The organism is Paraburkholderia sp. BGA-UO-ETr-F12 (assembly GCF_059567945.1).
Genome location: NZ_JCAQOZ010000067.1, coordinates 354,190 through 379,065, shown reverse-complemented (window position 1 = coordinate 379,065; position 24,876 = coordinate 354,190). Strand labels below are relative to the sequence as shown.

The following is a 24,876-nucleotide window of genomic DNA, read 5'->3' as shown; positions in this document are numbered from 1 at the left end:
CCCAAGTCTTCAGTGCTTATGGTGCAGCCAGTCTTTGAGCGGATGGGCGTGCAACCAGCGGGAAACCGGCTGGTCGTTCAACTGGTCTCTGTGTTCGCGCCGGTAGCGTACCGCTGTAAAGATCACGAGACAGCACACCACCACGATTCCCACTACGAAACTCATCATCGATTCAGTCATGGCAACCTCCTTTGAGGCGAAACCATGCTTATATTTTAGGCGACTGGAGAAATAGCGACGTCTGCTTTCATTGCCCGATGACGATAGGAACCGCGACGCGTTCCAGCACGGTCATCGGACCCAGCCTTCTGATGATCTGCATCTGTGCTGTGTCGCGCACAAAGAGCGATCCCGCAAAACCCAGTGCATTCACCGAAATGCCCTCCACTCGCTCCAGGGTCCGTGGCACCAGCAGCATCCATTGCGGGGTGACAAGCAGGTTGTACGGTGCCGACGGGTGCAGTTCGCCACTCGCTTCGATTGCGCGCAGGCCCACCGCGTCGAGCAATGCGTGGTAGCAATCGAGCGCTTCCTGTGCGGCTTGGCTTGATTCGGCAGGCGCGCGTTCCAGATAGGCGATGGCGTGCCGGAACGGCAGGCCGGGTAGCCTGCCAATCCGACCTTCCATGCGTACGGACCCAAGAACGGACTCAATGGGAAGCGGCGGACCTGATTCCGCGAGCGGCAACGGCACGATCTGCAAATGCTTGTGGAGTTGACTCGCGCCCGCCTGCGCGCCGCCATTGTAGAAACCCACGCCATCGCACTCGGCCAGGCAGGTGAACCAGGCAGCAAAGTCCGCCAGATCGAGCAGCGTTTCCTGCGATCTGAAGCAACGTGTGACGATCAGAAGATGATGATCGATGACGTTGAATTTGTTGAGCAACGCGATGTGCGTGTCCGAGAGATCGGCCACAAAGAGGTCTGGATCATAAGGCAGGAACGGATTGACCGGGCTGCGCGTCGCCGCTCCATCGGTCTTAACCGTCTTGTTGTCTTTGGGCGCCTGGCGCGCCGCCTCCTTGCGAGCGAGGCTTGAAACCTGGCGAACGAGAAACGGTACGCCGTGGTCTTCGATCAGCACCTGGGTGGTCTCGATCGGCCGCAACGCGCCACACCGCAGCGCATGCTCGGTCTGGTGCAGGATAGCCGGCCACAGGGTGCCGGCCTGGAGATGTGGATGTTCCACGATTCGTCTCGTTTCCGCGGCCTGCGGCTGCCTTCCCCAATCAAGCCTGGTACGAACCCGCCATCAGCGAAAGCGCGGGCCGCGGGATGGCGTCGTCGTCAGCCACCGGCCTTCAACGCGTGCCAGGCAGCAGGATTCGCTCGTCTACCTGACGGATGTCGGTGTGGCCGCAAAAGGCCATGGTGATGTCCAGTTCGTTGTGGATGATCTCCAGGCACCGCGTAACGCCCGCCTCGCCCATCGCCCCCAGGCCGTAGAGGAAGCTGCGCCCGATCAGCGTGCCTTTCGCGCCGAGCGCAACCGCCTTCAGCACGTCCTGTCCGCTGCGAATGCCGCCGTCCATCCACACTTCAATGCGCGAGCCGACCTCGCGTGCGATTTCGGGCAGCGCCGCGATCGAAGAGGGCGCACCGTCGAGTTGACGTCCGCCATGGTTGGAGACGATCAACGCGTCCGCGCCGCTGTCGGCGGCAAGACGCGCATCTTCAGCATCGAGGATGCCTTTCAGAATGAGCTTGCCGCCCCACTGCTTCTTGACCCACTCGACGTCCGCCCAACTCAGCGTGGGATCGAACTGCTCGGCGGTCCACGAGCCCAGCGAGGACAGATCGCCGACACCCTTCGCATGACCGACGATGTTGCCGAAGGTACGCCGCCGGGTGCCGAGCATGCCGAGACACCAGCGCGGCTTGGTCGCGAGATTGACGAGATTCGCGGGGGTCAGCCTGGGCGGCGCCGAGAGCCCGTTCTTGATGTCCTTGTGACGTTGCCCAAGAATCTGCAGATCCAGTGTCAACATCAAGGCGCTGCACCCTGCCGCGCGAGCGCGCTCGATCAGCCGCACAATGAAATCGCGGTCGCGCATCATATAAAGCTGGAACCAGAACGGTTTGGTGGTCTGCGCGGCAACGTCCTCGATCGAACAGATACTCATCGTGGACAAGGTGAACGGCACGCCGAACTTCTCGGCCGCGCGCGCCGCGAGGATTTCACCGTCGGCGTGCTGCATGCCGGTCAAACCGGTCGGCGCGATCGCCACCGGCATGGCGGCCGCCTGACCGATCATTTCCGTGTGCGTGCTGCGGCCGGCCATGTTGACCGCCACGCGCTGGCGCAGCTTCAGGCGCTGGAAATCGCTCTCGTTGGCGCGGTAGGTACTTTCAGTCCACGAGCCACTGTCGGCGTAGTCGTAGAACATGCGCGGCACACGCCGTCGAGCGAGCACGCGTAAATCTTCGATGCAGGTGATGACGGGCACGATTTCTCTCTGCGCAGGGAACAAGGGACCGAGTGTACGTTGTGGAGACAGTCGCCCGGTATTCCGGTAATTCCTTAGGACAATTCAGTCAGGCTTCACGTCGATTTACGTAAAGGCTTCTGGCAAGCCGCCAGCGCCGCACCGGCCGCCAGCAGCAACGCGGAATAAACCAGCCCGCGGGCGAGACCCGCGCCATCCGAGACCCAGCCGATCACCATCGGCCCGACGATCTGTCCGAACGCAAACACGATCGTGAATGCGCTAATGCCCTTGGCCCAGTGACTCACCGGCAAATTGTGGCGCACGAACGCCGTGGTCGACGCCACGGCCGAGAGAAACGTCGCGCCGAACAGCACGCCGGAGACGAACGCCACCCAGGGTTGCGTGAACAACGCGGGCAGCAGCGTTGCCACCGCGAGCAACGCGTTGAGTATCGCGAGCGCATGACCGCCGCGCATGCGGTCGAGCAAACCGGACCACAGCCGCGCCGATACCACGGTCGCCACGCCGAGCAACAGGTAGAAGCCGGTCACCACCGCCGCACTCATGCCCGCGTTGCGCAGCAGCGCGACGATGAACGTCATGTAGCCGATATAGCCGACCCCGAACAATCCATAGCCCGCCAGCGCGAGGCTGAAACGCGGCCAGCGCGGCGCTTCAGCGGTATCGGCAGCATGTGCGGCGGACGAGCCGGGCGCATGAACCTTGTCGATCTTCCTGGCGGCGCCGACGGCAATCGCGGCAAATGCCGCACACGCCGCCGCGAGCGCGAACCACGCAAACTGCCAGCCATGCACGGCGTCGACAATCGTCAACGGCACCAGCACCGACGAAGCGACAATGCCCCAGCCGGTCCCGCCGTAATACAGGCCGAGCACCAATCCGGCCTCGTGCGGTCTCGCGGATGCAAGCCGCGCCGCGAGCACGCCGCCGCTGATGAAAATCGCCGCGCTGCTCACGCCGGTAATTACACGCAACGCGAGCAGCGAATGTGTGTCGGCCAACAAACCGCTGATCGCCATCAGAAGCGCGGTGACCGCGCAGCCGGCACCGAACAGTACTCCGGGCGGCCAGCGGCGCGCGAGTTGCGGAAAAGCGAGCGCGCCCAGCAGGTAGCCCAGCGCATTGGCGGTGTTCATCGCGCCAGCCTCGGCAAAGCTCCAGCCGAGGTCGAGTTTCATCGACGGCAACAGCAGCGCGTAGGCAAAACGGGCAAGGCCCAGCGCGATCGCGCTGCCTAACGAAAGGCCAATGGCCAGCATCAAGGTAGGCAGGCGCTGCGCCGCCTCAATGGGGTGCGAGGTCGATGCGATGTCTCGAGTTTTTATTGACATTGGCTAGCGTGGGTAGACAAGGATGCGCAGGCTTGCTGCGGCATGTCGCCATCATAGCCGGGGGCGCCTCGCGCGGTTGACCGTTAGTTGCAAGTCTGAGTTCAGCGTTCGGCTGCAAGCCCTCTACACCACCCGCAGCGCGTACCCATCCACGATGCCATGCGCTGTCCAATTCATTTTCTAAATGAGAATGATTTGCATTTACGTGAAAATTGGCTCATCATACGGCCCATACCATCAGCCGAACACCAAAATCATGAGCACGCTCGATATCAGCCGTCCTGCAACCGCCAGCGAACGCACAGCAACCGCGCCTCCGTCCGCCGCCAGCGCGAAGGCGGCGGCCGCGCTTGAAGTGCTGCTCTCGCGCCAGTCTCATTGGCCGCTCACCGAGCCGGGACCGGCAGGCACCGAGCTCGATCTGATTTTCGACGCCGCCTTGCGCGCGCCCGATCACGGCAATCTGCGGCCGTGGCGCTTCGTGACGATCCGCGGCGACGCACGCGGCCAGCTCGGCGACGTGCTGGTCGACCTCGCCTGCGCCCGTTCGCCTGGCGAGCCGCGCTCGGCGCATGCGCATCGGCGCCAGAAGGCCTTTGCGGCGCCCCTCGTGATCGCGCTCGGCGCGGCGCTCTCGGCCCATCCGAAAGTGCCCGAAACCGAGCAGTTGCTGGCGGTGGGCGCCGCCACGATGAACATGCTGAATGCGATCCACGCACTCGGCTACGGCGGCTTCTGGGCCACCGGACCGGACTGCTACGAACCCCGACTGCGCGAGGCGCTGGGCTTCGCGCCGAACGAGCAGCTAGTGGGATTCCTGTTTGTCGGCACGCCGAAAACGCCCGGCCAGGCACCGGCACGTCCGGCGCGCAGCGAGCACGTACGCGAATGGCTGCCGGCACAACCCGCAAAGACTTGAAGCACGCCCTGACGCAAATGCTGCGTCATCGCCTATCCGTCGCAAGCGACATGCGCTGGCCTGCGACGCGGCTCTCATCCGATCAGGCCGGCGCGACTCATTGGACCGTGTCCATTCAGGAGCATCGATGAACTTCCGCTCTCAATACAGCAGCCGTCCCGAACTGGTCGACGACCACGTCGGGGACACCGCCGATGCGCCCGATCGCACGGTCCTCAGCGCAGTACGCACCTGGCTGCGGCCGGCGTGCGAAACGGCGCGCGGCGGCGTGCACTGGCGCGACATCCTGAGCGGCGTAGGCCTGCGGCAGGACGGCATCGAACATTTCGATCTGCTGATGCGGTCGCTGATGCACGTGTCCTATCGCCCGCTCGACATGCGATGCCGCTGCGCCAGCGATCTCGGCAAGGACGAAGCCGTGATTCTGCAAACCATCGCGCTGCTGCAAAAAACCCACAGCGGCGCGGCCTTGCGCATGCTGAACGAATGGTTGCCGGCGCCGGCCGTCAGTGGGGTGTTGAAGCTGATTCGCTGGTTCGCCATCGACCTGCTCGACGCCGGAGTCGAACTCGACGTGCAAGCGCGCCGCGTCACGTATATGCATTGAGGGGCCCAAGCGTATGCCGATGGAACTCGCTTATCGCCCGTCCTCGCATGGGCGCGACAGCATCGAGCCGCAGACGGCCAATCGCGCCAACGTCCCGCGCGCCGATCAATCTGCACGAAGCACCCACACTGTCGTCCATGCCGTCGCGCCGGAATTCGTCGCGCGTCCGCTGACGCGTCACTATCCGGCCAGCGTCGCCGCACCGCGCGCGGGTGAGTTGCAGGTGTGGCGGTTTCGTTGCGAGTGGCTGCCGGTGCCGGTCCAGGAAGGCGAAACGTGGCTCTCGAAGGTCGAGCGCGAACGTGCACGGCTTCATCCGAACTCGCCGCTGCGCAAACGCTTTATCAGCGCGCGCGTGGTGACGCGCTGGATCGTCGGGAATCTGTTCGACTGCGAACCGCAAGCCGTCGATTTGCAGGACGACGGCCATGAAAAACTGCGCGCGCGCCATCCGCAGGACGGCCGCGGCATCACAATCGATATCGCGTACGCCGGCATCTGGATCGTGATCGGTCTTGCATCGGCCACGCTCGGTCTGAGCGTCGTCGTCCCCTCGCCTGGCGCCACACCCGACGACACGCCGGAAGGCTCACGCCGACGCGCGCGTTACGGGAGCTTGTGCAATGCGTTGCGCTATGCGCCCGTCGATATCGACCTGGATCTGCTGTCGAGCGATACCGCCGTCGGCGCGTTCGATTTGGCGGAACATGGCCGCTGGCATGTGCTCGATTTACCGATGTCGGGGAAGATTTGCGCGGCAGTTGCACTCGCGCAGCCCGTCACGCATGTGCAGGCGATTGGATGGCCGAAAGCGATGGTGTTTGGCGAACCCGGCAACTAGACGTGTCTGGCGCCACGCGCGCCTTGTATTACGCGAACGTTTTCGTCGACCACGCCACGCAGGCGACATAGCCTTCCGGCGCCGCGATCCAATGCGCGGCAAGCTCGCGCATGTCGTCGGGAATCTGCTTGCGCAGCGTCACTTGAAGGCCGTCGCGCGGCAGCACCGTGAGATGCTGCAAGCCACGCGTGATGCCCACGCCCGTTGTTTTGACGAGCGCTTCTTTCGCGACCCACGCGTCGTAAAACGCACTGATCTGCTGTGCGGCGTCCAACTGCTCGATCCATGCCGCCTCGCTCGCGTCGAGCGTCAGCGATACGATCGAACGCCAATCGAAGGTATCGCTGCATTGCTCGATATCGACGCCGACACGCCGGCGCGGCGATATCGCGATCAGCCCATACGCACCCGCATGCGAGACGTTGAAGTCGCAGGCGTCGGAATCGGCGAGACAGGGACGGCGGTTTTCATCGAGTTTGAATCGGACGGCATGCGCCGTCATGCCGAGATATCGCGCGAGTTGCTCGCGCAACGCCACACGCACGGTGGCAAAACGCAGCGCGTCTTCGTGGCGGTGAAAGTTGCCGGCGCGCGTGCGTTCGTCGCTGCTTAGCGCGGCGAACGCGGCATCTTCCAACGATGCTTCGAAAGCGAAATCGACCCGCCACAACGAAACATCGGATGGGCCTTCATGCGGTAGTGGAACAGGTTCGATTGAATACATCGCGAGGATCCGGATGTTGGACACGCACAAGCGCGAGACTTTACGCGACTCTACCCGATATGACGTTCAAACCGGCGCCATCCGCCTGAACGGCGCCTCGCAAGGGACGCCCTTAGACACGCTTCATTTCCTTCGGTACGCCGAGCAGCAACGCCACGCCGCTGACGAACAACAGCGCGGTCAGCAAATACAGCGCGTTATCCATGCTGCCGGTATGCGTCTTGATCAGACCGATCACCCACGGGCTGACAATCCCGCTCGTAATGCCGATGCTGCTGATCAGCGCAATCCCGGCGGCCGCAGCCGCGCCGGACAGATAGCCCGACGGCACGGTCCAGAAAATCGGCAACGCGGCGAAGATCAGTACGGCAGCCACCGAGAGAATCGCGAGCATCGCCGGAAAGCTGCTCAGATGGAGTGTCAGAAGCGAGAGCGCGATACCGCCGCCGATCGTGCAAACCGCGAAGTGCCGGCGTCGTTCGCCACGGCGGTCCGAGTGGCGCGCAATCAGAATCAGGCCCACTGCGCCGACGGCATTCGGAATCACGGTGTACAGGCTGATCGCCAGCACATCGTGAACACCGAAGTCGCGAATCATCAACGGCATCCAGAAATTCAGCGTCAGCGACGCACAGGTGAGCGAGAAGTAGATGAACGCAAACAGATACACCCGAGGATTGCGCAGCGCTTGCATGACAGAGCGCGATGAATGTGCGTCCGAATGTGCGTCGAATGCCGCGCGGCGATCTTCATCGCGCTGCGCGATCAGTTGCGCCTTTTCGGCGGCGGTGAGCCAGCTTGCCTGCTGCGGGCCGTCGAGCAGATAAAACGCGGCGATCAAGCCCAGCACGATGGCCGGCGCCCCTTCGATCACGAACATCCACTGCCAGCCGAACAGCCCCATCACGCCGCCCATATCGCGCATGATCCAGCCGGACACCAGGCCGCCGAGCACGCCCGCCACCGCGACGCCCGCGAAGAAAATCGACAGAACGGCCGCGCGCCGCCGTGCCGGGTACCAGTAGGTCAGATACAGCACGATGCCGGGAAAGAAACCCGCTTCGAACACGCCGAGCATGAAACGCAGCACGTAAAAGTGCATGGGCTTCGACACCAGCATCATGCCGACCGACGCGATGCCCCACAGCAGCATGATCCGCGTGAACGTTCGGCGCGCGCCGAAACGCGCCAGCAACATGTTGCTCGGCACCTCGCACAGCACGTAGCCGATGTAAAAAACCGCCGCCCCCAAACCGTACATGGCGTCGCTGAAACCGAGGTCGTGCTTCATCTGCAATTGCGCGAAGCCGATATTGATGCGATCGAGAAACGACACCACGTAACACAGGAATAGAAACGGAATAATCCGCATCGAGACCTTGCGATACAACACGTCGTCTTGCACAGCACCGGATGCGCCCGGCGCGAGCGTGGGGGCGAGGGATTGGCTCATCGATTATCTCCAAACGTGAGGGTCCAACGGACCCGCTGGGTCCGGCGTCTTGATGCGCCGCGTTGTCTGTTTGCTACGGGAACGGAACGGCATGCGGCGCTATAGGTACGCCACTTGCCATGGTGAATTGCGCGTGGCTCGAACGGCCACGCGCGTAAGCGTTTTTTACTACTGCTGCTTACCGTAACCGATGTTCAGGCGGCCAGTGAATGTGCCTGTGTACCTTGCAGCGAAACGTCAACCACGCCTTCACGGGCGTGCCGCATCGCTTCAAGCAGTGTCAAGTGATCGCCGATATGGTTGGCCAGCAACAGGATCAGTTGCGCATTGGCCGACTGACTCTGCGCGTCGTCCAGATCGCGATGCATGTCGATCAGCGCCTCGTAGAAATCGTCGGGGCGGGCGAGATTGGGTTGCGTGTTCAATGCCATGACTGTCTCCTGCTATTTTCTTTTGCCGATGCGCTGCGTGCGCCCCGCTTCAGGCCGTGCCTTCCACGCACAATGCCCGCTTCAATGCGCCGTGCACAAAACTCACATCGAGTTGCCGACGACGCGCGCAAACGTGTTGATCGGGGCGGATCAGATAGAACGTGCCGGGTTGGCCGTCATAACGTGCGGCGACAAGACCATCGACGTCATGCACCACCTTGACATCCGAAGCCAACGCGACCTGCGCATCGCCACTCGTCACCACGACGAGCTTCAGCGGAACCGGGCCGCTTCGCAATGCGTCCAGCGCAGCTTGCGTCGACTGATCCATGCCTTGCGGGCCGCAGAACAGCACGCCCGTAAATTGCTGGCCGAGTTGCGGTAACAGCCACACAGGTTGCCCGTCTGCGTGAACCGGTGCATCGACGCACGATGCGCCCGGCACCATCGCACCTTCAAAGCTTTCGCTATCCGGTGTATTCAGCGGAGAATCACGCAGCACCGCCGGCACGGACAGTCGCCCGCTATTCGTCAACTGCCGCGCGAACGGATGATGCCGTGCGAGCTTCAGCACCGCATCGCGGAACACGCGACTCACGGGGCTCTTCGGTGTGATGAAATCGGTCGAGCGCGTGGAATTGCGGATGTTTTCATCCGCGGCGAATTCGCGCTCGCTTGCATACGTGTCGAGCAGTGTATCGGACGCTTTACCGTCGAGCACCATCGCCAGTTTCCATGCGAGGTTCTCCGCATCCTGCACGCCGCTATTCGCGCCGCGCGCGCCGAACGGCGACACACCATGCGCGGAATCGCCCGCGAACAACACGTTGCCGTGCCGGAACCGATCCATGCGCAAACACGAAAACGTATAGACGCTGACCCATTCCAGCTCGAACTTCGCATCCGGTCCGAGCAACGCGCGCACACGCGGAATCACCCGCTCCGGCGTTTTCTCCAACACCGGATCCGCGTCCCAGCCCAACTGAAAATCGATTCGCCACACGTTGTCCGGCTGACGATGCAACAGCACCGATTGATTCGGATGAAATGGTGGATCGAACCAGAACCAGCGTTCAGTCGGAAACTCCGCTTCCATCTTCACGTCGGCGATCAGGAAACGGTCTTTGAACGTGACGCCCTTGCTGTCGAGTCCCATCAGATTGCGCATCGGACTACGCGAACCGTCGGCGGCCACCACATAGCGGCCGCATAACGGGTATTGACCATCAGGTGTGTCGATCGTCAGCGTTACGCTGGCGTCCTGCGTACCTGGCGTGCCGCTCTGCTGCACGCCGACCACCTTGCTCTTCCAGCGGATCTCGAGATTCGGCATCTCCTGCGCGCGTTCGAGCAGAAAGCCTTCGACGTAGTACTGCTGCAGATTGATGAACGCGGGCCGATGGTGACCCGCCTCCGGCTGCAGATTGAACGTGTACACCAGTTCATCTTTCAGGAACACCTTGCCCACATTCCAGCTGATGCCCTTGTCCACCATGCGCTGCCCGCAGCCGAGCCGGTCGAAGATATCGAGCGAACGCTTCGAAAAGCAGATCGCCCGCGAACCGGTGGACAACGAACAATCGTCGTCGACCAGTACGACCGGCACGCCCTGCTGCGCGATATCGATCGCCGTAGCGAGGCCCACCGGCCCCGCGCCGACCACGATCACGGGATAACGCGCCTGCTCCGCGCCGCTTTGCTCACGGCACGGCCGATACTCGAACGACAGCGTCTGGTAGTTGATGCTCATCTTGTGTCTCCGTCCTTCTCTGCTCTGCTTGACGCGTTCCGGCGTTTCTATGCGGTGGTCAGATTTTCAATCAGGCTTGCAGCGCATCCCACATTTCCTTGTCGCGTTGCGCGGTCCAGATACGCGGATGCGTGATGCCGCTCGCTTCGTCGAACGCACGCGAAACGTCGAACGGCAGGCAATGCTCATAGATGAACACGTGGCCGAACTTCGGGTCCATTGCCTTGCGCGTATGCGCCATTGCGGCTTTCAGATCGAGCTTCTGTTCGACGGCTTCGCGGCCTTGCTGGAGCAGCGTGGTCACGAAGTCTTTCGTGTAATCGAGGCCCTTGTTGACGTCTTCCGGCGTGGTCAATGCAGGACCGCGGCCCGGCACCAGCTTCTCGGCCTTCAGCGCGCGCAATGCTTCGAGCGTGGCCGGCCATTGTTCGAGTTGAGCGTCGCCGCAATAGCACGCTGCGTCGTATTCAACCAGGTCGCCGGAGAACAGCACCTTCTGCGACGGCAGCCACACCACCGTGTCGCCCTTCGTATGACCCGCGCCCAGATGCGCGATACGCACTTCCAGCTTGCCGAGGAACAGCGTCATTTCCTTTTCGAACACCAGCGTGGGCCACGTCAGGCCCGGCACGGTTTCAACGCCGGCGAACAGACGCGGGAAGCGTTCGATTTCCGACTTCATGTCCGCTTCGCCGCGCTCGACGATCATCTCGTAGGTGCCGCGGCTGGCGATCACCTCCTGCGCGCCCTCTTCGAAATACGCCGACGCACCCAGCACGCGCACCGCGTGGTAGTGCGACAGCACGACGTATTTGATCGGCTTATCGGTGACGCTGCGAATCTTCGCGATGAGGTCTTGCGCCATGGCCGGCGTGGCGGTGGTGTCGACGATCAGCACGCCGTCGTCGCCGATGATCACGCCCGAGTTCGGATCGCCTTCAGCGGTGTACGCGTAAGCGTTCTCGGACAGCTTGGTCCACGTGACTTTCTTGACTTCCAGGTCGGCCTGGGATGCGAATGCCTTTGCCATGCTTGTCTCCCTCAAAAGTGGAATGTGAGGCGAGACGGCCGGCTGCGCGTACGGATTTCAGATGCGCGGGCTGACGGTATTGGGGGTTGTCTCGCCCCGTTTTGACTCTGTGACTGCACCGGTATGTCGGGGTGAATGCATCTTATGGCCGCGTCAGTTTATTTGTCAATAGCGAAATGTATCGCTATACGCAAATCTCCGAGCGTCTAAGATAAGGACTGGATGGCGCGGGCTTTCGCGCGGGGCATCGGCTAACATGGACCCTTTTTACGGACGAGCGCGGGTGTGAGCACAGCAGCGAAATCGGCCGCCGGCAAGGGCGCGGGCGGCAGCGAGACGGCAGACGGCGGCAAGACGCAGCGCGGGATTCAGAGCGTCGAAGTGGGCGGCCGCGTGTTGCTGGCGCTCGCGCAGGCGCGCAGTCCGCTCGCGTTGTCCGATCTTGCCGCCGCCGCGCAGATTGCGCCGGGGCAAGCGCACGCCTATCTGGTTAGCTTGAGCCGCTTAGGTCTGATCAAACGCGACGAATTGTCGGGCCGTTATGAACCCGGTCCGTTGTCGTTGCGGCTCGGATTGATGCATCTGGAGAACCAGCCGGCGTTTCGCGCCGCCGTGCCGCGCGTGGCGGCGTTAGCCGAGGCAATCGGGTTTAGCGTCGCGATCTGTATTGCGGGGCCGCAAGGGCCGACCATCGTCCGCTATGAACATGCGGGCTTTCCGCTGCATGTGAATCTGCATGTGGGCACGGTGATGTCGCTGCCGGCTACGTCGACGGGGCGCGTGTTTTGCGCCTACCTGCCACGCGAAGCGCTGGCAGCGATGTGGGCGAATCAGTCGGGCTCGCGTGGTAGCGCCATGACGCCATCTGGCGAGAGCGCTGCGTTCGAGACCGCCTTGAACGACATCCGCGCGCGCGGACTCGCATTCAGCGTTGACACGCCGAGTCCGGGCATCAGCAGTTTGAGCGCGCCGGTGCTCGATGCCGGCGGCCAGTTGTGCCTCGCACTGACGGTGATCGGCTCGACGGGCGCGATCGACGTAGCCGCCGATGGTCCGACGGCTCGCGCACTGCTTGCCGCCGCTCATGACATCGCCGCCGAACTGGCGGCAGCGCCTTCTTTACTAGCTTCATCCGCATCGTGACCGATTCGTTCGACACCTCATCCACAGGCATCGGCGCTTCTGCTGCTTCTGCCTCCGCTTCCGCCGATGCGAAACCGCAGCGCGGCATCCAGTCGCTCGATAGCACCGGCGAGTTGCTTGGCGCGCTGGTAGCAGCCGCACGGCCGTTGAGCCTGCGCGACCTTGCGGCGGCGGCCGGCATGCCGCCGGCCAAGGCGTTTCCGCATCTGGTGAGTCTGCTCAAGATCGGCTTGCTGAATCGCGATGCCGCGGGTTGCTTCGAAGCCGGGCCTTTAGCGCTGGAGCTTGGCTTGATCGGCTTGCAGCGTTTGTCGCCCACGCGAGAGGCCGAACCGGAAGTGGTCGAACTGGCGGCGTCGACGGGAATGAGTGTCGCGATGGCAGTGCTCGGGCCGCTCGGGCCGACCGTCGTACGTCTGGAAGAATCAGCGCGGCCGCTGCATGTGAGCTTGCGGGTCGGCACGGTGATGTCGCTGGTGAATACCGCTATCGGGCGCGTGTTTGCTGCTTATGTCGCGGACGACGTGCGCCACGGCCTGCTGGCGCAGGATCATTTGCGGCTGGCCGGCACCGAGGCCGAGGAGACAAAGGCCTACACCGAACGCCTCGCGCAAATCCGCGCGGACGGCATCGACACCGCACTGAGCCGGCCGGTGCCAGGCATCGACACGCTGGCCGCGCCGGTGCTGGACCATACCGGCAGCATCTGCCTGGTGCTCGCGGTGATGGGGCCGAGCGGCAGCTTCGACAGCGAACTCGCGGGCGGCCCGGCGCAGACTTTGCGCGCCGCCACGCTAAGGCTGTCGCGGCGCTTTGGGTGGATGGCGGCGGCAGGCGAGGCCTGAAAGCGCGATCACTTGCCGTCGGCGCCGGTACGTTGCGCTCTCCCCCTCCGATAGCGCCAGACCCCCACGCCGATCAAACCCAAGGCGATCAGCAAGCCAATCAATGCCACAGGTTTCCTATTGCGCCCCGCATCGCGCTTCACGTTGCGCCAGGCCTGGGTGTAAGTGAACGTCGCCGCAGCGCGGAAATCCGGTGTCGGGCACAGCGTGCCAAACGGGCCGCCGAAGTCCACGTAAGCGCCCTCTTTGACATAGCGCTGATAGAACGCGAGCGCGCGCGCCGGATCGTCGTTGTGCGTCCAGTCCGTCCCACGGCAAAGCACGGCAGCGAATGCCTGCGAACGCGGCGGCAACCCGTCCGCCGCTTTGGCGATGTAGTCGGCGGCGATTTCGCGGTAGTGAAAGCGCACCAACGGTTTGCTCTCGCTGGCCGCGTAGCGGCGCTTCTCGTCCGCGGTCACGAACGGTCCGGCCAGATCCGCCTCGGCGCGCGCCGCCGGCGTATCCGGTGTCGCCGGCGCGCTGGCCGCACCGGCATTGGAAGCACCACTCCCCCGCGCACCGATCACACCTGAACGCCCCGATCCGCCCGCGAACGCACCGTCGACGTCGTGATAATCCGGTCCTTGCTCGTAACCCATCAACTCCATGCCGTACTGCTTCGCGAGCGTCGCCGCGTCGAACCAGCCATGCGCGCGGTTCGCACTCAACCATGCATGCTGCGCCTCGTCCAGCGCGGCCGCATAGTCGCGCGCGAGCTTGCGAAGCTGCAATTGCTTGCGGGTCGTCTGGCCGCCTTCCCAACTAAAGGTGCTGTAGCGCGGGTCGTTGTCGGCGGGGAAATACGGCAGTGCATCGTCGATCCGGCCATCGCGCACGAGACGGCGCGCGAGCAGGTAACGCAACGAATCGGCGGCGGTCTGGTGCAACGCATAGTAGGCATCCGCACCCGCATTGGACGCCGGCACAGGAGGCACCGCCGATGCCGGGACGCGCAAGTCGACGAAGTGCTTCAGTTCGTCCGTGGTGAGCACGCGCTCGGCGATATAGGCCATGTCGCTGCCGTAGGCGACTTCGGAGACGGAGTCGTCGTCCAGGCCGGTCTTGTCCTGTCGGGATGCCGCGTCGAACAGATAGCCGAGCGCCTCGATATATTGGCCGCGCGACAGCGTCAACACCGCCTGCTCGCCTTTAATCAACAGTGCGCCAGCCGGTTCGACGCTCGCATCGGTGGCGGGAAATGCTTTGGATGCCTGCGCATAGGCCTGCACGGCAGCCGCCGTATCGCCGCGGCGCAAGGCCAGTTTTGCGCTCACCCAGCTTGCGAGCGCGCTGTGTTCGCGCGCCGCCAGCGTACCGGCGAAATCGTAACGGCCGACACGATACGCCAGCGCGGCGAGACGGTCGGCGCCCGCCACATGATCGATGCCCCGTTGCTGGATCGCCTCGACCAGCGACACCAACGCCGGATTGGATTTGATGCCCTTGTCGCCGCGAGCCGCATCGGCATAGCCAGTCGGGCCGTAACTGTTGTCGTAGCCGCCGTAGTATTCGAACGCGCTCGCCGGTTGATCGTTCACGATGTCGCCTTCGCGCGCGAGCGCATACGCAACCAGCAAACGTTGCGCGAGCGGATCGTCGATCAGCGACGCGACGCGCGCCTTCCCCTCCAGCGCCCACGCTGCGATAAAGCGCAGGGATTGCAGGCCGCTATTGCCACCGCGTGCGGCCTGCTGCGCGTACAGGTTGATCGCCTGCTTGAGATCCGCCGGTGCGATCGCCGTCGCGCATGGCGTGCTGTTCAGGAAGCTGCGGTAGTCGCATTGCTTGCCGGTTTGTTTGTCCTGCAGATAGGTGAGCGCTTCGTCGCCAAAACTGGCCACCGCCAGACCTTCGGGATCGGGGGCGCCGTTCGCTGCGAGCGTGCGCGGTTTTGCGTAAGCGGCCGGCAATGCGGCCTTGAGGGTAGCGCACGCGTCGCCGCTCTTGCAGTCGTCCGCCCGTGCCTGGGCGATCGCCGCGAGTTCGGTTGCCGCGGCCACCGCGCGTGGGGCGCCGGTTGCAGCAGGCAACGCGAGGACCGCGTCGAGCCGGGTGGCCGCGCGGCCGAGCAGCGGTTCGCGGGCGGCGCAGGTGGACTGCGCGGCTGTCGTGCCTGCTGCATGGGTCGCGGGCGAAGCGTCGGATGCGTCTGCGTCCGCGGCGGCTGGATTTGCGCCGGATGCGGGCGCATCCGGCGCCGCACTTGCCGCGCTCGTGCAGGCCGTCAGTGCGTGGCCGAAATCGACGTCCGCGGCTGCAAAGAGCCGTTGCGCCTCCGGCACGCCCGCTCCCATTGCGTACGCCGCGTCGCCATCCGCGGCCTTGGCCATCGCGGCCAGTGTGGCGATCTGTTCGTGCGAGAGGCCCGCCAACATCGCTTTGGCAGGATCGACCGGTTGCTGCCCCGCCGGAACGTGCACGGCCTCAGGCGCGAGCAGATGATCGGCGGGCGTCACGAGATGCGAAACCTCATACGCAAACGAATTGTTCGGCGTACCGGATAGCGTGCCCGCGCGATTATCGAGCAATTGCAGCGGGAAAAACGGACCGCACGCGTAGACGATAACCGCGCCGGCCAGCAACGCAACCCCGCCACCGAGCGCAAGATATTTACGGCTCAACATGAACAGAGACCTTTTTGTTATCGACTTCGCCACAGCGAAGCCAGCCGATATCGCGGCGCATGCCCGCGCGCAGCAAACCGGGTTGAACGCGACGCAGCAGCATGCCGCGCGCGTCGTAGTCGAGGGCGTAGCCGTTGATGCCGTCGGCGGCTGCGCATGAGGCATCGGCGCGCACGGTCGCGGGCAACGGTGCGTCGGTGTTGCCGCCGCTGACAAGCGAGACGTCGAAGAGACCCGGCTGCTGCGCGCTTGGGCGCACGTCGGCGGCGATCGCGGACGTCAGCGGCGCGCGCGTGAGCACGGCACGCCAGGTGGCGAAACTCCATGCGCGTTCGTCGGCATCGGTGGGCAGACGGAACCAGACAATGCCCTTGAGTCCCGGCAACGCATCGCGTTCGATCCGCGCGACAAAAGCGCTGATCTGCTCGGGTTGCGCGACAAGTTCATGCACGACACCCTGGGTCGAGCCGTTGGCGAGCAACATCGGCCGCTCGCTTTCGATGCCGGCCACGCGGCCGTCGTCACCCCATGTCACGCGCGAGCCGTAAGTCGGCAACGCGACGCGCCACGGACGCCGGGTGCGTGGCGCGTATTCGCGCAGCCATGCGCGCGCTTGCGCCGGATCGAACAGGCCGCGCACCGGGTTCATGACCGCGTGCACCTGCAGGATGGATTCGTCGGCTTGCGCCAGCAGCGCGTCGAGCGCCGGGCTGTCGAGCCAGGTGGGCAGCGCGGTGATCGTCAGTTTGACGGAGGGATCGAGTTGCGCGCGTAAAGCGGCGAGAAAGCGCGTATAGCCGGCGAGCCTGGACGTCGCGCAGTCATGATCGATTTCAACCGCCGCGAGCGGGATGCCATGCTGCTTCCAGTCCGCCGCGAGCTTGACGATGCGCGCGACCGGCAGCGTGTTCAGATCGTCGAGTTGGCCGTCGATCCGGACGACCGCGCTTACAGGCGCGTGGATTGCGGCGAGGGTCGTCCAATCGGGCGAGACGACGGTCCAATCATCCTTGCTGTCTTTTTCCGCGGCCAGCACATGCCACGTCTGCACGAAAGCGCGGCTCTGTTCGAGCGCCGACGCAACGGACGGCGTCCATTTACGCTGCCAGAGATAGGCGTCGTTCGGCAACGGTGCGGGCGGCTTGCTGCAAGCGCCGACGAACGTCAGCGCCAGCGCCAGCAGCGACACGGCGCAAGCGGCAAACGCGCCACGTACCCGCCGCCGCAACGGCGCTGCCCAGCCGTCATTCATAGTGCAAGGCTTTGGGCACGCGGTAAGCGGTGCCGTCGTATTCGAGCGTCGTGGTGCTGCGCTTTAACGAACGATCGGTCGATACGCAGTCCTGGCTCGTCTGCTTGCTGACGGTTTCCTTCGACGTTTCGCCGACGCGCAACGTCGCGTAACCCGCACTGTTGGCCGGACCGAGCGCGAGCGTGCGCGTGATGGCCGAGAACGTGCCGGCGCAATTGCCGTCCCATTCCCCGGTGTTGTTCTCGACGGTCAGATCGTCGACCACGCGGCGCAGCGTGTGGCCGTCCAGCACATACAGGCTCAACGCCTGTGCCTCGTACGGATTGACGCGCGACGCACCCTCGTAAGTCACCCGAACGCCGAATGCACGCAATTGCGGGGTGAGTTGATAGCGGGCGGTGTCCAGGTCGATCTGACTGAAGCGGATCGCGTCCGAACTGATCTCAGCCGCTTCATAGGCATGCGCGATGATTGCACCCGACTTGCTGTCGGCGACCAGCACTTCGACGTCGTACTCGCCTTCGTCGTCGGTGTTGCCCGCTTTCGGCAGCGGCTGCACGGCCAGCGTCAATGAAGGGTCCGCCGGCCAGACCTTGCATGCCGCGTGCTCGGTGTCGAGTTGCCGGCCGGGGTGCAAGGTTTTCATCCACGTGGACAGATGCGACTGGCAGTCGGCGGCGTCAGTACCGGCGTGAGCGAATAGAGGCAGGCACAACAGGGCCGACGTGATGAGTTTTTTCATTTTCCCTTCGGGGTATCTTTGGCAATGCGTTTCGACAATGCGCGGTGCATTGGCGGATTCGGCCAGTCCGGCGGATTTTATGGTGCGCGCCGTTCGTTGTAAAACGATGACGCGAAAACGCTGCCGCGCTGCCAATGACGCCGCAACGCACGCTCGCCGGACTGGAGTCCGAACGGCCTGCCGTGCTCGTGATCGACATGGCGGAGGAAGGGGCTGGATCAGGCTACGCAGGAAGCGTTGATTGCCTGTTTGCGTCAGCGCGCCAAAGCAGGCGGCCGTCCGCTATTTCTAATGGCGCGTTTTTCGGCGATTCCGGATCAATCCCCCGCCGCCTCCGGCTCATGCGACGACAACCGCGCCTTCGCGTGCCGCATCTTTTCGAGGGTTTTCGGTCGCGCCTTCAACGCGACGCCGATCGCCAGCGTATCCATGATGCACAGATGCACCAGCCGCGACACGCCTGGCGTATTCGGATCGATCGGGCTCGGCACGCGCAGCAGCAACGGAATATCCACCAGCCACGCCAGCCGCGAGCCGACATTGGTCAGCGCAATCGTCGTCGCGCCACGCTCCTTGGCGATCTGAATACTTTCGTTCACCTCGACGCTGCGGCCCGAGTGTGAAATCGCAAACGCCACATCGCCGGGTTCCATCAGACCCGCGTAGAGACGTTGCAAATGACCGTCGGTAAACGCGGTAGCCGCGATATCCAGCCGCAAGAACCTCAACGCCGCATCTTGCGCGACAAGTCCCGATCCCGAACCCACGCCGAAGAAGAACACCCGCCCCGCGCTCGACAACGCCGCAACCGCGCTCTCGAACACCGCCGGGTCCAGTGCGGCACACGCATGGGTAATCCCGTCGACGGCGGCTTCGCCTACTTTGTCCATCAACGTGCGCACATCGTCGTCGCGCGCCACTGCGGTCGATGCATACGGCACGCCGCCCGCCACGCTTTGCGCCAATTGCATCTTGAAGTCACGCAGCCCATGCGCGCCGATCGCGCGGCAAAAGCGCGTGACGGAAGGCTCGGACACGTCCGCGCGCTGCGCAAGCTCGGTGATGCTCGCGCGCATCGCAAAGTCGACGTCGCTCAGCACCATGTCGGCGACTTTGCGCTCGGCGGGCCGCAAATTGGCCAGTGCGCCGCGGATGTGGGGAATCAAGTTCGGTGCGGACACCCGGTGTTCCTTAAGGGTTAAATGAATCCGCGTCGCGTCGCAGCTTCAATCCTTCAATCAGCTTGAATCGACTTCAAGCGGCAACACGCGGTTCAGACCAGCCTGCGTCCACTCTCCGTATCGAACAGATGAATATGGCCGGCCGGCAGACGCAGCGTGACCCGCTGGCCGGGCTCGACTTTCGAGCGCTGGCGAGTCGTCACGCACCACGTGCTGCCGCCTATTTTCCCGTACAAGTGGGTCTCGGCGCCAGTCGGCTCGACCACTTCGACTTCCATCGTGGCGTCCGGCTTGTCAGCCATGGTTTCGATATGTTCGGGACGGATACCCAGGGTGACCTTCGCGCCGGGCACCGCCGACGCCGGCGCGCCTTCCACCACGATCTCGCCACCGTCGCTGAGTTTCAATGCCAGGCCGCGCCCTTCCGTCCGATTGACCAGCACCCCTTCCGCGAAATTCATCGACGGCGAGCCGAGAAAGCTCGCGACGAAAAGGTTTGCCGGATGGTCGTACAGTTCCAGCGGACGACCGATCTGCTCGATCCGTCCCGCGTTCATCACGACGATGCGGTCGGCCATCGTCATCGCTTCGATCTGATCGTGCGTGACGTAGATCACCGTATTCTTCAGACGCTGATGCAGCGCCTTGATCTCCGTGCGCATCTGCACGCGCAGTTTGGCGTCGAGATTGGACAGCGGTTCGTCGAACAGAAATAACGACGGCTCGCGCACCACTGCACGGCCCATCGCCACCCGCTGACGTTGACCACCCGACAGCGCGCGCGGCAGGCGATCCAGATAACCGCCGAGGTTCAGCATCTTCGCGGCGGCTTCGATCCGCGGCTTGAAACTCGCGGACGATTCCTTGCGAATCCGCGGCCCGAACGCGATGTTTTCGTAGACCGACAGATGCGGATAGAGCGCGTAGCTCTGGAACACCATCGAGATATTGCGCTGCTGCGGGGCAAGCGTATTCGCGCGCGTGCCGCCGATCATCAGATCGCCGCCGCTGATTTCCTCCAGCCCCGCGACCATCCGCATCAAGGTGCTCTTGCCGCAACCCGACGGGCCGACCAGCACGACGAACTCGCCGTCGTCGATGTCGAGATCGATGCCGTGCACCACTTGCGTGTCGCCATAGCGTTTGAAGATGCCACTCAGTTGCACTGCTGCCATGCTGTCCTCATCGTCTTACTGCATCGTCTTGCTGCCGTGCCGTCTTGCGTGTTCGGGCAAGGAGCACGGCGCGCTATCGGGTTCAAACCGGTTCAAAGCGATTCCAGCGTCAGCTCCTCCGCCATCAGGCGGTTGCCGGCCATCAGGCCACCGTCGACCGGCAACGCGACGCCGGTGATCACGCGCGCCATCGGCGAGGCGAGGAACATCACCGCATCGGCGATATCGTCGGGCGTCGCGAAGTCGCGCAACGGGTACCACTTCTTCAGATCTTCGAAGACCTGCGGATTCTTGTCGACCCGCGCCTGCCACGCTTGCGTCTTCACCGTCCCCGGACAGACGATGTTGGCGCGAATCCCATAGCGGCCCAGCTCGATCGCCAGCGCTTTCGTGTAGCTGATGAGCCCGGCCTTCGCGGCGCTGTACGCCGGATGCCCGAGCGCGGCCATGCCGTTCACCGAGCCGATCAGCACCAGTGCGCCCTTCTGCCGTTCGATCATCGACGCACGCACCGCTTCCACCGTGTGATACGTGCCGTTCAGATTCAGATGGATATCGCGCTGCCAACTTGCGGCATCGGTGGTGGCGAGCGTCAGTCCTTTGGCGGCGCCCGCGTTGGCAACCAGCACGTCCACCGGACCCCGCGTTTTCACCGCGTCGGCAACGGCTTGCTGCACTGCGGCAGCATCGCCCAGATCGACCGCGACCGGCGTGACGTGCGCCTCACCGAGTTGCGCCACCAGCGCACGGAGCGCGGCCGCGTCGATATCGAGCGCCAGCACCGTGTCGCCCTGCTCCACGAAGCGCTTGCAGAGCACGCTGCCAATCCCGCCGCAAGCGCCCGTCACCAACACCACACGATTCATGTCCGCCCTCGCTCCTAACCGCGCCGCACCGTCATTCCGGCGTGTAAGTTTCCTACAAACCGGCCGCCGCGCACTTGTCTAGTCATCCCGAAGATTGGGTATCCGTGACTTCGCGTTACGCAGAATACCCCTGCTTTACAGCATCTTATGCACAAAACTCGCTTGGAAAAAATATGGCAGACCCTACGTGACAAGCTATTTTGCGTCATGTAGGATTTTTTCAAACAATTCAACCAACGCGGCCGGCGACGGCAGCAGACCACCCCCCACCATCATCGGATGGGACCGGACTACGCGCTAAAACGCTAACTCCGATCGACACAGGAGAGAGAGAAATGTCGTTGCATGCCCGTGCTTCACTCGCGCTCGGCAAAGTTGCCGTGGCGCTCGCGTTTGCAGGTATCGCCGTCGCGGCGCACGCCGACACGGTTCGCGTGACGGTCGCGCATTACAGCGATGCGACCGCGCCGTACTTCGAAAAGATGGCCCGCAACTTCGAGAAAGCCAATCCCGGCACGACGATCAAGATCGAAGACGTGAACTGGGACACGCTGCAACAGAAACTGCAAACGGACATCTCCGGCGGCGCCAACGCCGACCTGGCGATCGTCGGCACGCGCTGGCTGCTCGACTTCGTGAAGGACGACGTGGCCGAGCCGCTCGACGGCTACATGGACGCGAGCTTCAAGAGCCGCTTCATCGGCCCGTTCCTCGCACCGGGCGAGATCAACGGCAAGGTGTACGGCCTGCCGATCGCCGCGTCCGCCCGCGCGCTCTACTACAACAAGGATCTGCTCGCGAAGGTCGGCTATCCCGACGGCCCGAAAACGTGGAATGACGTAATCGACGCGTCGAAGAAGCTGAAGGCACAGGGCGTTGCCGGCTTCGGTCTGCAAGGCAAGGAAATCGAAACCGACGTCTACTATTACTACGCGCTGTGGACCAATGGCGGCGACGTAGTGGGCAAGGACGGCAAGGCGGCGTTCAATTCGCCGGCCGGCATCAAGGCCGCTACGCTCTACAAGACGATGATCGACGAGGGCCTGACGCAGCCTGGCGTGACCGGCTACAGCCGTGAAGACGTGCAGAACCTGTTCAAGCAAGGCCGCGTGGCGATGATGATTTCCGCCCCGTTCCTCGCCAAGCAGATCAAGAAGGAAGCGCCCAATCTGAAGTACGGCATCGATCCGATCCCGATGGGCACGACGCACGCCACGTATGCGGTGACCGACTCGATCGTGATGTTCAAGAACTCGAAGGTGAAGAAGTCGGCCTGGAAGTTCCTCGACTATCTGTTCACGAAGGAACCGCGTGTCGAGTTCACGACGACCGAAGGCTTCCTGCCGACCACCAAGGCTGAGGCGACCGATCCGGCGTTCAACGATCCGGATACCAAAGCTTTCGTCGCGCTGCTGCCGACGGCTCACTTCGCACCGACCGTGACCGGTTGGGAAGACACGGCGAAGGCCGTGACCGATGCAATGCAATCGATCTACCTGGGCAAGGCGAAGCCGGCGGACGCATTGAATGCCGCGGCGGCGCAAGCGAACAAGTCGCTCGGTAAGTGAAACGCGTAGTCACGAGGTGATCTGCTGAACACGGAACGCGCGCCGCCGTTGCCAAGGCGGCGCGCGTTTCGGTTGTCATGGATGTAACGCACTATCCGGCCCATCCCGTCGCGCCTCTTTTCTAATGGGGACGCGTCTTACGATCGAGCACGCATGAGCCGTTCCGCTTCTTCGCGCCTGCAGGCGCCCTGGTTACTGATTGCGCCGAGTCTGGTGCTGGCGCTTTTCATCATCAGCTATCCAATTTTCAACATCGTGTGGCAATCGCTGCACGATGTCTCGCGTTTCGGCGCGATCCGCGATTTCACCGGTCTGCAGAATTTCATTACGATTTTCACCGACCCCGCGTTTCTCGCTGCCGCCAAGCGGACGATTGTCTGGACCGTGTGTGTGGTGGGCGGCACGGTGCTGATTTCGGTGCCGGTTGCGCTGATCCTGAATCAGGATTTCTATGGACGTGGCGTGGCCCGCACGATTGTGATGCTGCCGTGGTCCGTCTCGCTGACGATGACCGCCGTGGTGTGGCGCTGGGCCTTCAACGATGATTACGGCATGGTCAACGTCACGTTGCAGCGGCTCGGGTTGATCAACGGTCCGATTCATTGGCTCGCTACGCCGGAACTCGCGTTTCCGGTTGAGATCGCGGTGGGTATTCTCGTGTCGATTCCGTTTACGGTGACGATTCTGCTGGGCGGCTTGTCATCGGTACCGGGTGACATTTACGAAGCGGCGCGCATGGATGGCGCCAGTGCGTGGCAGCAGTTTCGCAAGCTGACGATGCCGCTCTTGCGGCCGTTCATCAACATGACGATTCTGTTGAACGTGATCTACGTGTTCAATTCTTTCCCGATCATCTGGGTGATGACGCAAGGCGGGCCGGATAACGGCACGCATATTCTCGTTACGTATCTCTATGAGCTTGGGTTCCGGCTGGGACGTCCGGGCGAAGCTGCGGCGGTGTCGCTGATCATGCTCGTCATGCTGTTCGTTTTCTCGATGATCTATCTGCGCCTGCAGCCCGCGAAAGAAGGAGAGACGTCATGAGTCTCAGCGTCAAGATGAAGCGCTCGCTGTGGTGCTGGTTGGCACTTTCGCCGCTGATTGTCGCGGTGTTGTTTCCGTTTGCTGTGATGCTGTTTACTGCTTTGAAGCCGGCTACGGAGATTTTTGTTTATCCGGCGCGGTGGTTGCCGGTGCATTGGCAGTGGAGCAACTTTTCGGATATGTGGGTTGCGGCTAACTTTGGTGTGGCGCTGCGGAATAGCTGTGTGATCAGCTTTTTGTCGACTGCGTTGGCGTTGGCGGTGAGCTTGCCGGCGGCTTATGCGTTGGCGAGGTTTCCGTTTCGCGGGAAGGGGTTTTATTCGCAGTTTCTTTTAGTGACGCAGATGCTGTCGCCGATCCTGCTGGTTGTTGGGTTGTTCCGGTTGGCGGCGATGATTCCTTATGGGGATGGGAATCTGGTTGACTCCAAGATTGGCGTCATCGTTTCTTATGCGGCGTTTAACATCGCGTTCGCGGTCTGGATGTTGTCTTCGTACTTTCAGACTGTGCCGAGGGATCTTGAGGAGTCGGCCTGGTTGGAAGGGTGTGGGAGGACTAGGGCTGTTTTTAAGGTGTTCTTGCCGTTGGCTGTGCCGGCGATTGTTGTTACCGCGATCTTTACTTTTATTAATGCGTGGAATGAGTTTGCGGTGGTCTATACGTTGATTCGGTCGCCGGAGAATAAGACTTTGACCGTGCAGGTGACGGATATGGTCGCTGGGAAGTATGTTGTGGAGTGGCATCTGGTGATGGCCGCTACCCTTTGTGCGACTTTGCCGGTTTCTATTGTGTTTGCCTGGTTGCAGAGGTTCTTGGTGAAGGGGTTGGCGTTGGGGGCGGTGAAGTAGCCTGCTGCGC

23 protein-coding genes are annotated in these 24,876 nt (G+C 63.0%); 8 read left to right on the top strand and 15 right to left on the bottom strand.

From position 1 onward, the window contains the following. Window positions 1-9 precede the first annotated feature (9 nt). The 4 genes from AC57B6_RS38210 to AC57B6_RS38195 form a co-directional block, all read right to left on the bottom strand. Window positions 10-180 (bottom strand): hypothetical protein, encoded by a 171-nt coding sequence (locus tag AC57B6_RS38210; protein WP_167346804.1) that lies wholly within the window; start codon window positions 178-180, stop codon window positions 10-12. 67 nt (window positions 181-247) lie between these two features. Then, entirely contained in the window at window positions 248-1,189 is a 942-nt protein-coding gene (locus AC57B6_RS38205) for an ATP adenylyltransferase family protein (RefSeq protein WP_496423297.1), read from the bottom strand. 112 nt (window positions 1,190-1,301) lie between these two features. Then, window positions 1,302-2,447 carry an alpha-hydroxy acid oxidase gene (locus AC57B6_RS38200; RefSeq protein WP_496423296.1) on the bottom strand — a complete coding sequence of 382 codons (1,146 nt, stop codon included), beginning with the start codon at window positions 2,445-2,447 and terminating at the stop codon, window positions 1,302-1,304. 95 nt (window positions 2,448-2,542) lie between these two features. Continuing rightward, entirely contained in the window at window positions 2,543-3,781 is a 1,239-nt protein-coding gene (locus AC57B6_RS38195; RefSeq protein ID WP_216751197.1) for a YbfB/YjiJ family MFS transporter, read from the bottom strand. A 256-nt stretch (window positions 3,782-4,037) separates the two neighbouring features. Between AC57B6_RS38195 and AC57B6_RS38190 the strand changes: the two genes are divergently transcribed. The 3 genes from AC57B6_RS38190 (at window position 4,038) to AC57B6_RS38180 (ending at window position 6,148) form a co-directional block, all read left to right on the top strand. Then, complete coding sequence (locus AC57B6_RS38190; RefSeq protein WP_183797386.1) at window positions 4,038-4,700, top strand: nitroreductase family protein; 663 nt, start codon at window positions 4,038-4,040, stop codon at window positions 4,698-4,700. Window positions 4,701-4,827: 127 nt separating this feature from the next. Then, window positions 4,828-5,307 (top strand): hypothetical protein, encoded by a 480-nt coding sequence (locus tag AC57B6_RS38185; protein WP_496423295.1) that lies wholly within the window; start codon window positions 4,828-4,830, stop codon window positions 5,305-5,307. Between the two features lie 19 nt (window positions 5,308-5,326). Continuing rightward, window positions 5,327-6,148, top strand: coding sequence for a 4'-phosphopantetheinyl transferase family protein (locus AC57B6_RS38180; protein ID WP_496423294.1), 822 nt, complete (start codon window positions 5,327-5,329; stop codon window positions 6,146-6,148). Between the two features lie 28 nt (window positions 6,149-6,176). Here the strand turns inward: AC57B6_RS38180 and AC57B6_RS38175 are convergent, their stop codons facing one another. The 5 genes from AC57B6_RS38175 to AC57B6_RS38155 all read right to left on the bottom strand — a co-directional run bounded on the left by AC57B6_RS38175 (window position 6,177) and on the right by AC57B6_RS38155 (window position 11,536). Further along, window positions 6,177-6,872, bottom strand: a complete 696-nt coding sequence (locus tag AC57B6_RS38175) for a 4'-phosphopantetheinyl transferase family protein (protein ID WP_106354441.1) — start codon at window positions 6,870-6,872, stop codon at window positions 6,177-6,179. Between the two features lie 112 nt (window positions 6,873-6,984). Next, window positions 6,985-8,325: an MFS transporter gene (locus AC57B6_RS38170; protein ID WP_496423293.1), complete on the bottom strand. Its 1,341-nt coding sequence runs from the start codon at window positions 8,323-8,325 to the stop codon at window positions 6,985-6,987. A 194-nt stretch (window positions 8,326-8,519) separates the two neighbouring features. Then, complete coding sequence (locus AC57B6_RS38165; RefSeq protein WP_046572480.1) at window positions 8,520-8,756, bottom strand: DUF2783 domain-containing protein; 237 nt, start codon at window positions 8,754-8,756, stop codon at window positions 8,520-8,522. A 49-nt stretch (window positions 8,757-8,805) separates the two neighbouring features. Further along, window positions 8,806-10,506 (bottom strand): FAD-dependent oxidoreductase, encoded by a 1,701-nt coding sequence (locus AC57B6_RS38160; RefSeq protein WP_496423292.1) that lies wholly within the window; start codon window positions 10,504-10,506, stop codon window positions 8,806-8,808. 70 nt (window positions 10,507-10,576) lie between these two features. After that, complete coding sequence (locus AC57B6_RS38155; protein ID WP_028195103.1) at window positions 10,577-11,536, bottom strand: MBL fold metallo-hydrolase; 960 nt, start codon at window positions 11,534-11,536, stop codon at window positions 10,577-10,579. 285 nt (window positions 11,537-11,821) lie between these two features. Between AC57B6_RS38155 and AC57B6_RS38150 the strand changes: the two genes are divergently transcribed. After that, on the top strand, window positions 11,822-12,679 hold the full coding sequence (locus AC57B6_RS38150) for an IclR family transcriptional regulator (RefSeq protein WP_496423291.1): 858 nt from the start codon (window positions 11,822-11,824) through the stop codon (window positions 12,677-12,679). Beyond that, window positions 12,676-13,524, top strand: coding sequence for an IclR family transcriptional regulator (locus AC57B6_RS38145; RefSeq protein WP_496423290.1), 849 nt, complete (start codon window positions 12,676-12,678; stop codon window positions 13,522-13,524). The genes AC57B6_RS38150 and AC57B6_RS38145 overlap by 4 nt, the downstream gene beginning before the upstream one ends. Window positions 13,525-13,532: 8 nt before the next feature. Here AC57B6_RS38145 and AC57B6_RS38140 read toward each other — a convergent pair whose 3' ends face one another. From AC57B6_RS38140 to AC57B6_RS38115, 6 genes are all read right to left on the bottom strand, one after another. Next, entirely contained in the window at window positions 13,533-16,190 is a 2,658-nt protein-coding gene (locus tag AC57B6_RS38140) for a hypothetical protein (protein WP_496423289.1), read from the bottom strand. Continuing rightward, window positions 16,177-17,442, bottom strand: a complete 1,266-nt coding sequence (locus AC57B6_RS38135; protein WP_496423288.1) for a DUF3142 domain-containing protein — start codon at window positions 17,440-17,442, stop codon at window positions 16,177-16,179. The genes AC57B6_RS38140 and AC57B6_RS38135 overlap by 14 nt, the downstream gene beginning before the upstream one ends. Beyond that, window positions 17,435-18,184, bottom strand: a complete 750-nt coding sequence (locus tag AC57B6_RS38130; RefSeq protein WP_496423287.1) for a PA3715 family protein — start codon at window positions 18,182-18,184, stop codon at window positions 17,435-17,437. The genes AC57B6_RS38135 and AC57B6_RS38130 overlap by 8 nt, the downstream gene beginning before the upstream one ends. 317 nt (window positions 18,185-18,501) lie before the next feature. Further along, the gene (locus tag AC57B6_RS38125) at window positions 18,502-19,365 is read right to left on the bottom strand and encodes a MurR/RpiR family transcriptional regulator (protein WP_496423286.1); all 864 of its coding nucleotides are present in this window, start codon (window positions 19,363-19,365) and stop codon (window positions 18,502-18,504) included. Window positions 19,366-19,457: 92 nt separating this feature from the next. Continuing rightward, window positions 19,458-20,540: an ABC transporter ATP-binding protein gene (locus AC57B6_RS38120; RefSeq protein ID WP_496423285.1), complete on the bottom strand. Its 1,083-nt coding sequence runs from the start codon at window positions 20,538-20,540 to the stop codon at window positions 19,458-19,460. A gap of 92 nt (window positions 20,541-20,632) precedes the next feature. After that, complete coding sequence (locus AC57B6_RS38115) at window positions 20,633-21,406, bottom strand: SDR family oxidoreductase (protein WP_030099747.1); 774 nt, start codon at window positions 21,404-21,406, stop codon at window positions 20,633-20,635. A 335-nt stretch (window positions 21,407-21,741) separates the two neighbouring features. Here AC57B6_RS38115 and AC57B6_RS38110 point away from each other — a divergent pair, with 335 nt between their 5' ends. The 3 genes from AC57B6_RS38110 (at window position 21,742) to AC57B6_RS38100 (ending at window position 24,866) form a co-directional block, all read left to right on the top strand. Then, window positions 21,742-22,974, top strand: a complete 1,233-nt coding sequence (locus AC57B6_RS38110) for an ABC transporter substrate-binding protein (protein WP_028195110.1) — start codon at window positions 21,742-21,744, stop codon at window positions 22,972-22,974. A gap of 153 nt (window positions 22,975-23,127) precedes the next feature. After that, window positions 23,128-24,018: a carbohydrate ABC transporter permease gene (locus AC57B6_RS38105; RefSeq protein WP_025647863.1), complete on the top strand. Its 891-nt coding sequence runs from the start codon at window positions 23,128-23,130 to the stop codon at window positions 24,016-24,018. Further along, window positions 24,015-24,866, top strand: coding sequence for a carbohydrate ABC transporter permease (locus tag AC57B6_RS38100; protein WP_028195111.1), 852 nt, complete (start codon window positions 24,015-24,017; stop codon window positions 24,864-24,866). Before AC57B6_RS38105 ends, AC57B6_RS38100 begins: the two co-directional genes overlap by 4 nt. Window positions 24,867-24,876 lie beyond the last annotated feature (10 nt).

What these genes read in the sequence shown, in the direction of transcription:
- AC57B6_RS38120 (WP_496423285.1), bottom strand. Translation starts at nt 20,540, where the DNA reads ATGGCAGCAGTGCAACTGAGTGGCATCTTCAAACGCTATGGCGACACG.
- AC57B6_RS38195 (WP_216751197.1), bottom strand. Translation starts at nt 3,781, where the DNA reads ATGTCAATAAAAACTCGAGACATCGCATCGACCTCGCACCCCATTGAG.
- AC57B6_RS38170 (WP_496423293.1), bottom strand. Translation starts at nt 8,325, where the DNA reads ATGAGCCAATCCCTCGCCCCCACGCTCGCGCCGGGCGCATCCGGTGCT.
- AC57B6_RS38160 (WP_496423292.1), bottom strand. Translation starts at nt 10,506, where the DNA reads ATGAGCATCAACTACCAGACGCTGTCGTTCGAGTATCGGCCGTGCCGT.
- AC57B6_RS38190 (WP_183797386.1), top strand. Translation starts at nt 4,038, where the DNA reads ATGAGCACGCTCGATATCAGCCGTCCTGCAACCGCCAGCGAACGCACA.
- AC57B6_RS38110 (WP_028195110.1), top strand. Translation starts at nt 21,742, where the DNA reads ATGTCGTTGCATGCCCGTGCTTCACTCGCGCTCGGCAAAGTTGCCGTG.
- AC57B6_RS38105 (WP_025647863.1), top strand. Translation starts at nt 23,128, where the DNA reads ATGAGCCGTTCCGCTTCTTCGCGCCTGCAGGCGCCCTGGTTACTGATT.
- AC57B6_RS38100 (WP_028195111.1), top strand. Translation starts at nt 24,015, where the DNA reads ATGAGTCTCAGCGTCAAGATGAAGCGCTCGCTGTGGTGCTGGTTGGCA.
- AC57B6_RS38140 (WP_496423289.1), bottom strand. Translation starts at nt 16,190, where the DNA reads ATGTTGAGCCGTAAATATCTTGCGCTCGGTGGCGGGGTTGCGTTGCTG.
- AC57B6_RS38130 (WP_496423287.1), bottom strand. Translation starts at nt 18,184, where the DNA reads ATGAAAAAACTCATCACGTCGGCCCTGTTGTGCCTGCCTCTATTCGCT.
- AC57B6_RS38210 (WP_167346804.1), bottom strand. Translation starts at nt 180, where the DNA reads ATGACTGAATCGATGATGAGTTTCGTAGTGGGAATCGTGGTGGTGTGC.
- AC57B6_RS38185 (WP_496423295.1), top strand. Translation starts at nt 4,828, where the DNA reads ATGAACTTCCGCTCTCAATACAGCAGCCGTCCCGAACTGGTCGACGAC.
- AC57B6_RS38135 (WP_496423288.1), bottom strand. Translation starts at nt 17,442, where the DNA reads ATGAATGACGGCTGGGCAGCGCCGTTGCGGCGGCGGGTACGTGGCGCG.
- AC57B6_RS38115 (WP_030099747.1), bottom strand. Translation starts at nt 21,406, where the DNA reads ATGAATCGTGTGGTGTTGGTGACGGGCGCTTGCGGCGGGATTGGCAGC.
- AC57B6_RS38165 (WP_046572480.1), bottom strand. Translation starts at nt 8,756, where the DNA reads ATGGCATTGAACACGCAACCCAATCTCGCCCGCCCCGACGATTTCTAC.
- AC57B6_RS38155 (WP_028195103.1), bottom strand. Translation starts at nt 11,536, where the DNA reads ATGGCAAAGGCATTCGCATCCCAGGCCGACCTGGAAGTCAAGAAAGTC.
- AC57B6_RS38175 (WP_106354441.1), bottom strand. Translation starts at nt 6,872, where the DNA reads ATGTATTCAATCGAACCTGTTCCACTACCGCATGAAGGCCCATCCGAT.
- AC57B6_RS38180 (WP_496423294.1), top strand. Translation starts at nt 5,327, where the DNA reads ATGGAACTCGCTTATCGCCCGTCCTCGCATGGGCGCGACAGCATCGAG.